Here is an 11,090-nt window from a genome sequence, read left to right on the forward strand (position 1 = left end):
CGCTCCACGGTGGGGAAGCGCCATTCTGCCGCTGTCTTCGTTGCGATGGCGGCAACGCCGCGTCGCGCCGAAGGCTTTCCGCTCAGTCGGTCGCGCACGCGACCTTGTGGTCGGTCTCCGTGCCGGCTTCCACCTTCTGCAGTGACAGCTGCAAACCGGCGCTGCCACGCAGGAAGAACGGTGCGTCCAGTTTGCCGGTATCTGCACCATCGGCGCGCAGGCACTTCAACGGCACGCCCAGCCGCGTCCATTTGCCCTGCGGCAGCGTTGCCAGCGCATTGCCGATGGCAACGGCACCACGGCAACCGTCGTTGCAGCCCGCGCCGATCGCCACCATCGCGCCTTCCGGCAATGCGTCAACGCGCAAGGTGGCGATCACCATCACGTCGCCATTGGTTTCGCGCGACAGGTCCATCGTGGCATTGGCGCGCAGCATGACCACGCCGCCGCCGGTGAAGGTGAACTGGCGCGCGCCTTCCTGCACATTGGTATTGACGGCGGTCATCCTGACCGTGCCGTCGCCGCTCGCGGCGTTGGGATGCACGATGTCCTCGCCACCGCCATCGGCACCGATCAGCCGCAGCATCATGCCGGTGGCGGCGGCACCGTGGTCGAACCACAGATTGGCCGATGCCGCATCCAGCGAAACGCCGGGGTCTTCGGACAGCGGCGTCCATGCGCCCTTGTCGGCATAGGTCAGGCCGTAGTCGAACGGGAACAGCGGGTCGTAACCCGGTTGGCCGATGTTGTTGGCGTACTGGTCGGCGCGTTTGGGCCAGCTGAAGCTCAATTTGCCATGGAAGTCGTATTGCGGCTTGCCATCCTTGCCGCGCAGCAGCACGTCGGCGATGCCGCCGCCTTCCGAGCCGGGCAGCCACGCGGCGACGAAGGCATCGGCGGCATTGAGCTCGCGGTTCATCCACAACGGGCGACCGCTGAGGAACACCGCGACCACCGGGATGCCGTCGGCTTTCAGCTTACGGATGAGTTCAAGATCACCGGACTTGCCGGCCTTGAACAACAGGTTGGGGATGTCGCCCTGGAACTCGGCATAGGGGTCTTCGCCGAACACCACCATGGCGACATCCGGCTTGACCTTGTACTTGCCGTTTGCCGCCAGTTCCGCCTTGCCGCCTGCGGCTTCGACCTGCTGGCGGAAGCCGTCCCAGATCGAATCGGCGTTCGGGAAGTCGGCGCGCCTGGTGCCATCGCCCTGCCAGGTCAATGTCCAGCCGCCGGCCTGCTTGGCCACGTTGTCGGCACCGTCACCGGCCAGCAGCACGCGCTGGTTTGGCGACAGCGGCAGCAGGCCACCGGCGTTCTTCAGCAGCACCAGTGATTCGCGCACCGCGCGCCGCGCCACCGCGCGGTGTTCCGGCGAAGCGAGCAGCTCGAACTTGCCGCCCAGTGCGCGCTGCGAGGGCTTGGGTTGTGCGAACAGGCCCATGCGGAACTTGACGCGCAGGATGCGGCGCACGGCGTCGTCCAGGCGCGCCATCGGGATCACGCCGGATTTCACATGCGCAAGCGTGCTGTGGTACAGGCCCTTCCAGCTGTCCGGCGCCATCGCCAGATCCAGCCCGGCGTTGAAGGTCTGTGCGCAATCGGTATTGCTGCAGCCCTTGACCTGGCCGTGGCCGTTCCAGTCACCCACCACGAAGCCGCCGAAGTTCATCCGCCCCTTCAACACATCGGTGAGCAGCGGCTTGTGGCCGTGCATCTTTTCGCCGTGGACGCTGTTGAACGAGGCCATCACCGACTGCGCGCCGGCGGCGATTGCCGGCACGTAACCGGCGGCGTGGATGTCGCGCAGCTGCGCTTCGCTGGCCGTGGTGTCGCCCTGATCCTTGCCGTTGGTGGTGCCGCCATCGCCAAGGAAATGCTTGACCGTGGTGATGACGTGGCGGTCGTCGAGGAAGTCGGCCGCGCCTGCCTTGCCCTGCAGGCCTTCCACCATCGCCGGGGCCAGCAGCGCCACCACCGCAGGGTTTTCCGAATAGCCTTCGTAGCTGCGCCCCCAGCGGTCGTCCTGCGGCACCGCCACGGTCGGCGCGAACGTCCACTCCATGCCGGTGACACGGGTTTCGGCGGCGGTGATGCGGCCGATTTCGCGGAGCAATTCCGGGTCGCGGGTCGCACCCAGGCCGATGTTGTGCGGGAACAAGGTCGCGCCGACGATGTTGCTCTGGCCGTGTACGGCATCGATGCCCCAGATCGTCGGGATCGGCTTGCCGCCGCCACGGGTATCCATCGACGCCTCCCAGAATGCGTCGGCCAGCGCCAGCCAGTCCTTCGCCGGCGCGTTGTACTTGCCGCCGGGATCGGAGCCGCCGCCGTTGAAGACCGAACCGAGCCGGTACTTGCGCACGTCGTCTGGCGTGATGCTGCCAATGTCACCCTGGATGATCTGGCCGACTTTCTCTTCCACGGTCATGGTTGCCATCAGGTCGTCGATGCGTTTTTCCAGCGCGGCATCCGCTTGCAGCGGCCACGCCGGTTGCGGCCACTGATCGGGATGGATGGTGGCGGCGGCATGGGTGGCTTGGCCGGCAGGCGCTGCGGTCAGCGCCGTGGCGGTGCAGGCGCATGCCAGCAGGACGGCACCAGCCAGCAGGCTGCGGCGCAAATGGGGTTTGGCGAGCGAACGAGGCGTCATGGCTGTGGCTTCCGTGGTCGGGCGTGGATGACGGTGCGGCAACGCGGATGACAGCGCTGTCAAGCACGGGCAGAATACGACGGACGCATCCCGATGGCTTGCTGCACAGCGACAATCCGCGCTGGGCGCACGGGTGGTGCGCTGACGCACAACATTCGGGGCGTGGACATGGGTGGCAGGCGTGCGCCGGAGGGATCTCCGGCAGCGGGGAACGACAGGCTGAAGGCAGCGCGCGTGCGCATCGAGGACGTGGCGGCGCAAGCCGGCGTATCGATGAAGACCGTCTCGCGCGTGCTCAACCACGAGCCGAACGTGTCCGAGCGCACCCGCCAGCGGGTCGAGGCCGTGGTGGAGATGCTGCGTTATCGCCCGCATCCGTCCGCGCGCGTGCTGGCCGGGCGGCGCGCATACCTGATCGCGATGTTGTTCGACAACCCATCGTCGAACTACCTGATGGAAATCGAGATGGGCGTGCTGGATGCCTGCCAGGCGCATCACTACAACCTGATGCTGGCACCGCTTGCTTACGACGACCACGACCTGGTGCGCAAGGTGGAATCGCTGGTGGTGCAGTCGCAGCTGGACGGCGTGGTGCTGACGGCGCCGATCACCGACGATGCCGCGCTGCTGGCGCGCCTTGCCGCGCTTGGGGTGCCGCATTCCAGCGTGTCGGCGAAGGAGGAGAACCGCCACGCAGGCGTTGCGGTGGATGAGGTGGGCGCGGTCTGCGCGATGATGGCGCATCTCACCTCGCTGGGGCACACGCGGATCGCCCACATCACCGGCCACGCCGCACACGGTGCCAGCGGCTGGCGGCTCACCGGCTATCGCGAAGGCCTGCGTCGCGCCGGCCTGCGCTTTGATGCATCGTTGGTGGTGGAAGGTGAGTTCTCCCACGAATCCGGCCATCGCGCGGCCAAGGCGCTGTTGAAGCTGAAGCAGCGCCCCACCGCGATCTTCGCCGCCAACGACGACATGGCGGCAGGCGCGATCTGCGCGATCTGCGAAAGCGGGTTGTCGGTGCCGCAGGACATTTCGGTCTGCGGCTTTGATGACACGCCCATCGCGCACCAGATTCACCCGGCGCTGACCACGGTGCGCCAGCCCACCCGCGAGATGGGCCGGCTGGCCGCAACGGAACTGCTGAAGGAAATCCGCGAACCGGGCAGCGGCGGCTTCGTCAACGTGCCCTACACGCTGCAGTTGCGTCGCTCCACCGGCCCCGTGGGCGTCTGACGGTTCGCGTCCGCAGGCGCGGAGCATGCTCCGCATCCTGCATCTGCATGCTGGCCTCAGTGGCCTGCCTGTGCCGCCCGCTTGTCCAGGTCGATGCCCTGATTCTTCAGCGCCTTGCTTGCAGCCAGCGCATAGAACGCAAGATAGGCAAAGCACAGCACGCCCACGATGAAGCTGTAGTGGATGCCGACTGCGTCGGCCAGCGCGCCCTGCGCCCAGCTGATGATGCCGCCACCCATGATCATCATGATGAGCAGGCTGCTGCCCTGGTTGGTGTGCTTGCCCAGCCCGGTGATCGCCAGCGCGAAGATGCACGGCCACATCGTGCTGCAGAACAGGCCCACGCTGATGAAGGCCACCACGCTGGTCATGCCGCTGGTGAACATGCCGATCAACAGCGACACGATGCCGCACAGCGCGAAATACAGCAGCATCCGCGCCGGGTTGCCACGGCTCGCAAACGTGGCCGCGATCATCAGCACGATCACGAAGCCATAGGTGAAGAAGTGCGCGATCTCGTGCTTGGCGATGGCATTGACCGCAAGGAACACGCCGAAGGCAAGGTAAGGCAGCAGCACCGTCAGCATGCGTTTGGTGTTCATGCCGACTTCAAACGCGCCCGCCGCGCCGGCCCAGCGGCCGATCATCAGGCTGGCCCAGTACAGCGACACGAACGGCGCGATCAGCGCGGTGGCGATGCCAAGCCCGCCCTTTTCCGGCGGCAGTTCAAGATAGGCCGGCAGGTTGGCGATGGTGGAAACCTCAACGCCCACATAGACGAAGATGGCGACCATGCCCAGCACCAGCTGCGGGTAGCCGAATGCCGATTTCTTGTGCGCAAGCTTGCGGGCGTCTTCCGCTTCCTCGCTTGCCAGCTTGTCCAGATCGATATGGTTTGGCACCGAGGAAAACTTCAGGAAGATCGCCACCAGCACGAAGGCCGCGCCCAGCACCAGGTACGGCGTCTTGACGCTTTCGATGCTGGCCACGGTATTGCCTGCGGCCACGCTGCCGAAGATGGCAAAGCTGACCAGCAGCGGCCCGATGGTGGTGCCAAGGTTGTTGATGCCACCGGCCAGCGTCAGCCGTTGCGCGCCGGTTTTCGGATCGCCCATGACGATCGCCAGCGGATTTGCCGCGATCTGCTGCAGCGAGAAGCCCAGCGCGATGATGAACAGGCCCGACAGCATCAGCCCGAACGAACCGCTGTTGGCCGCCGGATAGAACAGCAACGACCCAAGCGCCGAGATCACCAGGCCCACGCAGATGCCGTTCTTGTAGCCGATGCGGTTGAGTACGTCGGCACCGATCGATCTGGAAACCGCCACGTAGATCAGCGAGCCCACGGTATAGGCCACGTAGAAGGCGTTCGCCACGTACATGCTCTGTGCCTGCGTGAGGTGGAATGCCTTCTTGAACACCGGGATCAGGATGTCGTTGCTGGCGGCAACGAAGCCCCAGAAGAAGAACACCGTGATGAGGACGAGGAACTGCGACCAGCGGGTGTGTTGGGCCATGGGTCTTCATCGCCTCCGGGCGGTGTGTCTTCGGAAAAGAAATCGCCCCGCAGCCCCGGCGGCGGATGCGGCGTCAGGCCGCAATCTGCCACGGGAGCCGCGGGGCGTCGCGGGTCAGAACTGGTAACGCACCCGCATGCCGTAGCTGCGCGCATCATTGAGGAAGCGCACGTTGATGCCGGTACCCACCAGCGCCTTCTGCGACACGTCGTTGTCCAGCAGGTTGCTGCCCCAGGCCTCGAAGCGCCACTTGCCGCTGAGCGTGGTGAAGCCGATGCCGGCATTCACCGTGGTTTCCGCCGGCTGGTAGTCCGGGAAGCCGGCAGCCGCCGCCTCCTCGGTGTGGTCGTACACGATTTCCAGCGTGGTTGGATCCTTGCGGACGAACTCGATGCTGCGCATGTTGTACTGGGTCAGGTAGAACCCCGAGCGGTACGAGGCCAGCACCTGCCAGTCAAACGTGCCGTGTGCAAGCTCCATGCTGTGCTGCAGGCGTGCGTTGAAGGTCAGCTCTGACGCCAGTGGCAGCTCGTTGCCGGACAGGTCGATCATCGAGGTCGCGCCGCCGATGCCGTAGTCCTGGCTGCGCACGTCGGCGACGATGCCTTCCTTGATCTCGCTGTCCAGCCACAGGGCATTGAGGTTGAGCATGACGTTGCCGGGGAAGCGCAGCACGCTTTCGGCCTCGATGCCATACACCACCGACTTGCCGACGTTGCGGTTGACCAGCGAGAAGCCCTTGGCCTCCCCGGTGACCGGATCGGTGTTGATGACCGCCAGGTCCTGGAACACCTGGTCGGTGTAGTCGTAGTAGAACGCGCTGACGTTGAAGGTGGAGGAACGGTTGAACAGCTTGAACGCATTCTTGCTGCCGATCTCCCACGCGATGATCGATTCGGGCTTGAACGTCTCCGGGATTTCCTCGGGATCGAAGCTGTCGTTGAAGCCACCGGCCTTGTGCCCGCTGGAAACGGTGCCGTACAGCAGGTTGTCGGGGGTCAGGTCGTATTCGAAGCCCACGCGCCAGTCGGTGAAGTTGAACTTGCTGATGCCGAACTGCTGGGCAGGGATGCCGCTCACCTGTTGCCAGCCCGCGTATGGGCAGTCGATGGTGTCGCCGCCGATGTCGGGCCGGTCCACGCAGCCGAAGTCGCCACCGTTCGCGGCCGGGCCGAGCTGATCGTAGATGGTGTCGATGATGCCGTACGACAGGATGCCCTGCAGCAGGAACTTCGCCTTGTCCGCATTCGAAGTGATGCCGCTCACGTCGAAATTGGGCCGGTACATGAAGGCGGGCGCAAAGCCGGGCGAGCCCAGCCGCGTGGCGAAATCACCGGCAAAGCTGCCGTTGACCGTGCCCGGCAGGCCCATCGCCCAGTTGCCGCCGATGCCGTAGCGCGACTTCTCTTCCTTGGTGTAGCGCAGGCCACCCTTCAGGCGCAGGCGATCATTGACATCAAAGGTGCCGTCAGCGAACGCCGCCGAGGATTTGCCGTTGACCTTGGGCATGGTGAACTCGGTGCCGGAATACCAGCGGCCATAGTCCACCAGCGACAGATAGCCCACCTGCTGGTCTTCGTTGAAATGGAACAGGCCGGTGGTCCAGCGGAAGCGTGCGTCGTCGTCGGATGAAAGCCGCAGCTCATGCACCTGCGACTGCGACAGGGTCAGCCAGTACTGGGTGGAGTAGTTGTTGTAGTCGATGCCACCGGGATTGGTGGCGGAGCGCGGCTCGATGTTGCGGCCCGGCCACAGGATGCCTTCGCTCTGCGCGTTGGTCTGCTGGTAATCGACATCGCGGAAGCTGGCGTTGTATTCCAGCGTGACCCCGCCGAAGTCGTAGCTGATGTTCGCCATCGCGCCCCAGTTGGTGCTGTCCAGCGTGCCCTGCACGCCGCGATAGATGATCTTGCGCGGATCCACGTCGTCCGGCATGTAGCCGGCACGCGCGGCGTAGTAGATGTTCGCGCCCGGATAGCCGGTGCCGCCTTCCTTGCCCATGTCGGCCATCACGAAAATGCTGAGCTTGCCGTCGTCCGGCTTGTACAGGAACGACACGCGCCCGCCCTGCTCGTCCTGGATGCCGGCGGGGTCGAGGTACTGTGCGGCGCCTGCGTTCTCGAACGAGGAACCCTTCTCGGTCTTGTAGCCGGCAAAGCGCATCGCGGCCCATGGCCCCATCGGCAGGTTCAGTGCGAACTCGCCGGCGCGATGGTCGCGGTTGCCGGCTTCCAGCTGCACGTAGCCACTGAGGTCCTCGCCACCAATCTCGGGCCGCTTGGTGATGATGTTGAGCGTGCCGGCCAGCGCGTTGCGGCCGCGCAGCGTGCCTTGCGGGCCCTTGTTGATCTCCACGCGCTCGATGTCGTAGAACATGCCGCCCAGCCCGCGCGGACGCGGGATGTAGGCGCCATTGATGTGCGGCGCCGCGCCGGGGTCGCCCAGCTCGGTGTTGTTGGCCGAGCCCACGCCACGGATGAAGATTTCCAGGTTGCCTTCCTGGTTGGCCATGCTCAGGCCCGGCACCAGCGCCTGCACGTTGCGCAGTTCGTTGTTGATGCCCAGCGTGCGTGCATCCTCGGCAGTGATCGCCTGCGCGGTGCCTGCGTATTTCTGCAGGTCCTGTTCGCGGCGCTCGACGGTGACCACCACCTTGTCCAGCGTGGTCGGGTCGCGCTTGGCGTCGGTGGTCGAGGTCTGGCCGTCCTGCGCATCCGTGGCGGATTGCGCGAGTGCGGGCATGGCGCTGGTGGCGATGAGCGAAGCCAGGATCGCGCGGGCGAGCGTGTGTTGCCGGCAATGGCGGGTCATGTTGGTGTCTCCCCAGGGTGTTCGTGACGGATCGTGCAGGCCGGCTCTCGGGCCGGGTCGGGGGCGTTGTACGCATGCTTTGACAGCGCTGTCAATTGATTCCTGAAACAGGCATGCCGCACACCGGAAAACCTTGATGCAACGCCATCGCGGGGGAAAATATGCGCTGCGCCGCAGCATGTCCGTGCGCTGCATTGGCCTTCGTCTTGTGCAATGCAGCGGACGACCGCTACCCTCCACGCTCCACCACGCATCCATGGCCCGCATGTCCGACCACAACAACCGCCTGCAACCGCTGCCCGCCCTGATCTTCGCCTCGCGCTGGCTGCAACTGCCGCTGTACCTGGGGCTGATCGTGGCGCAGGCGATCTATGTCTGGCAGTTCGGCATCGAACTGATCCATCTGGTCAATGAGGTGTTCCTGGGCGGGCATGCCACCGAAGCGGTGGCACCGGAGAACCAGAAGAGCGCCGAAATCGTCATCATGCTGATCGTGCTGGGCCTGATCGACGTGGTGATGATTTCCAACCTGCTGGTGATGGTGATCGTGGGCGGTTACGAAACCTTCGTCTCGCGCCTGCGGCTGGAAGGCCACCCCGACCAGCCGGAATGGCTGAGCCACGTCAACGCCAGCGTGCTGAAGGTGAAACTGGCGATGGCGATCATCGGCATCTCCTCGATCCACCTGCTCAAGACCTTCATCGAAATCGGCAACCTGGGCGCACCGGGCAGCCGCTTCACCGAAGCCGGCGTGATGTGGCAGACCATCATCCACATCGTGTTCATCCTGTCGGCCATCGGCATTGCCTACACCGACAAGCTGATGGCCGCGACGCCGGGCAAGCGCACGGGGCACTGACTCCTGCGGCGCGCCATCAACGCGCCGGTTAAAATCCGTGCGATGGATGTCTCCCACCTCCTCGACGGGCTGAACCCGGCCCAGCGCGAGGCCGTTTCCGCCGCGCCCGGCCACTACCTGATCCTTGCCGGCGCGGGTTCCGGCAAGACCCGCGTGCTGACCCATCGCATCGCGTGGCTGCACGAGGTATTCGGCGTGCCGATGCACGGCATCCTTGCCGTTACCTTCACCAACAAGGCCGCAGGCGAGATGCGCGCGCGCATCGCCACGCAATTGGGCGGCGAGCCGCGCGGCATGTGGATCGGCACCTTCCACGGCATCGCCCATCGCCTGCTGCGCCTGCACTGGCAGGACGCGAAGCTGCCGGAAGGCTTCCAGGTGCTGGACAGCGACGACCAGCAGCGGCTGGTCAAGCGCGTGGTGCAGGCGATGGAGCTGGACGAGGGCAAGTACCCGCCCAAGCAGCTGACCTGGTGGATCAACGAACAGAAGGACGAAGGCCGCCGGCCCGAACACATCCAGCCCGCGCCGAACGACGACTGGCTGGACATACGCCGGCAGGTCTACGCCGGCTACCAGGAGCGCTGCGATCGCGCCGGGCTGGTCGATTTCGCCGAACTGCTGCTGCGCGCCCACGAACTGCTGCGCGATACGCCGGCGCTGCTGGCGCACTACCGCACGCGCTTCCGCCAGATCCTGGTGGACGAGTTCCAGGATACCAACGCCATCCAGTACGCCTTCGTGCGCGTGCTGGCCGGCGACACCGGGCATGTCTTCGTGGTCGGCGACGACGACCAGAGCATCTACGGCTGGCGTGGTGCGAAGGTCGAGAACATGCAGCAGTTCCTGCGCGACTATCCATCGGCGCGGACCATCCGGCTGGAGCAGAACTACCGTTCCAGCGCCAACATCCTGGGTGCCGCCAATGCGGTGATTGCCCACAACCCGGGGCGCATCGGCAAGCAGCTGTGGACCGACACCGGCGACGGCGAGCCGATCGACCTGTATGCCGCCTACAACGAGATGGACGAAGCGCGCTTCGTCGTCGAGCGCATCCGCCAGTGGGTGCGCGACGGAGGCAGCCTGGGCGATGCCGCGATCCTCTACCGCAGCAATGCGCAGTCGCGCGCCTTCGAAGAAGCGTTGCTGTCCGAGCAGGTGCCCTATCGCGTCTATGGCGGCATGCGCTTCTTCGAGCGCGCGGAAATCAAGGACGCGTTGGCCTACCTGCGGCTGATGGCCAACCGCGCGGACGACGCTGCGTTCGAGCGCGTGGTCAACACGCCCACGCGCGGCATCGGCGAACGCACGCTGGACGAAGTGCGCCGGCTCGCACGTGGTGCGCGCGTGTCGCTGTGGGGTGCTGCCTCGCTGGCGGCACAGGGCAGTGAGCTCGCGGGTCGCGCACGCAACGCTCTGGCGGCCTTCGCCGCGCTGGTGGACCAACTGGCGGAGGAGACCGCCGAGATGACGCTGGCCGAGCGCGTCGACCATGTGCTCGCCCGCTCCGGCCTGCGCGATCACTGGGCGCGCGAAAGCCGCGGCGGTCTCGACTCCGAATCACGCACCGAGAACCTCGACGAACTGGTATCGGTCGCCTCGCGTTTCGTGCGCCGCGAAGACATCGCGGCGGAAGAGGATGGCCAGGAAGGCATGAGCGAACTGGTCGCCTTCCTGTCCTATGCCGCGCTGGAGGCCGGTGAAGGCCAGGTCGAGGCCGGTGAGGATGGCGTGCAGCTGATGACGCTGCATTCGGCCAAGGGACTGGAGTTCCCGCTGGTGTTCCTGGCGGGCCTGGAAGAGGGGCTGTTCCCCAGTAACCGTTCGCTGGACGAAAGCGGGCGACTGGAAGAGGAGCGCCGTCTCGCCTACGTGGGCATCACCCGCGCGCGCGCGAAGCTGGTGCTCAGCTACGCCGAGGCGCGTCGCCTGCACGGGCAGGACATGTACGGCATCCCGTCGCGCTTCCTGCGCGAAATTCCGGCCAATCTGCTCAATGAAGTGCGTCCGC

The 11,090-nt window shown here is 65.6% G+C and carries 6 protein-coding genes; 3 read left to right on the forward strand and 3 right to left on the reverse strand.

What is annotated here, in order from left to right:
- Window positions 1–82 precede the first annotated feature (82 nt).
- Entirely contained in the window at window positions 83–2,656 is a 2,574-nt protein-coding gene (locus tag QM612_RS07700; RefSeq protein ID WP_415253311.1) for a glycoside hydrolase family 3 N-terminal domain-containing protein, read from the reverse strand.
- A 168-nt stretch (window positions 2,657–2,824) separates the two neighbouring features.
- Between QM612_RS07700 and QM612_RS07705 the strand changes: the two genes are divergently transcribed.
- The gene (locus QM612_RS07705; RefSeq protein ID WP_415253312.1) at window positions 2,825–3,892 is read left to right on the forward strand and encodes a LacI family DNA-binding transcriptional regulator; all 1,068 of its coding nucleotides are present in this window, start codon (window positions 2,825–2,827) and stop codon (window positions 3,890–3,892) included.
- A gap of 56 nt (window positions 3,893–3,948) precedes the next feature.
- Here the strand turns inward: QM612_RS07705 and QM612_RS07710 are convergent, their stop codons facing one another.
- Both QM612_RS07710 and QM612_RS07715 read right to left on the reverse strand, forming a co-directional pair.
- Entirely contained in the window at window positions 3,949–5,409 is a 1,461-nt protein-coding gene (locus QM612_RS07710; RefSeq protein ID WP_415253313.1) for an MFS transporter, read from the reverse strand.
- Window positions 5,410–5,523: 114 nt separating this feature from the next.
- The gene (locus QM612_RS07715) at window positions 5,524–8,220 is read right to left on the reverse strand and encodes a TonB-dependent receptor (RefSeq protein WP_415253314.1); all 2,697 of its coding nucleotides are present in this window, start codon (window positions 8,218–8,220) and stop codon (window positions 5,524–5,526) included.
- 265 nt (window positions 8,221–8,485) lie between these two features.
- Here QM612_RS07715 and QM612_RS07720 point away from each other — a divergent pair, with 265 nt between their 5' ends.
- Both QM612_RS07720 and uvrD read left to right on the forward strand, forming a co-directional pair.
- A complete protein-coding gene (locus QM612_RS07720) occupies window positions 8,486–9,079 on the forward strand; it encodes a TIGR00645 family protein (RefSeq protein ID WP_415253318.1) in 594 nt (197 codons plus the stop codon).
- Between the two features lie 42 nt (window positions 9,080–9,121).
- Window positions 9,122–11,090: DNA helicase II (uvrD, locus tag QM612_RS07725; protein ID WP_415253315.1), on the forward strand; the 1,969-nt coding region annotated here is incomplete at its 3' end.

Origin of the sequence: Thermomonas sp. (assembly GCF_047606765.1) — a bacterium.
Taxonomy (GTDB): domain Bacteria; phylum Pseudomonadota; class Gammaproteobacteria; order Xanthomonadales; family Xanthomonadaceae; genus Thermomonas.

Excerpts from the sequence above, each read along its gene's own strand:
- QM612_RS07700 (WP_415253311.1), bottom strand. The coding sequence starts at position 2,656 with ATGACGCCTCGTTCGCTCGCCAAACCCCATTTGCGCCGCAGCCTGCTG.
- QM612_RS07705 (WP_415253312.1), top strand. The coding sequence starts at position 2,825 with ATGGGTGGCAGGCGTGCGCCGGAGGGATCTCCGGCAGCGGGGAACGAC.
- QM612_RS07710 (WP_415253313.1), bottom strand. The coding sequence starts at position 5,409 with ATGGCCCAACACACCCGCTGGTCGCAGTTCCTCGTCCTCATCACGGTG.
- QM612_RS07715 (WP_415253314.1), bottom strand. The coding sequence starts at position 8,220 with ATGACCCGCCATTGCCGGCAACACACGCTCGCCCGCGCGATCCTGGCT.
- QM612_RS07720 (WP_415253318.1), top strand. The coding sequence starts at position 8,486 with ATGTCCGACCACAACAACCGCCTGCAACCGCTGCCCGCCCTGATCTTC.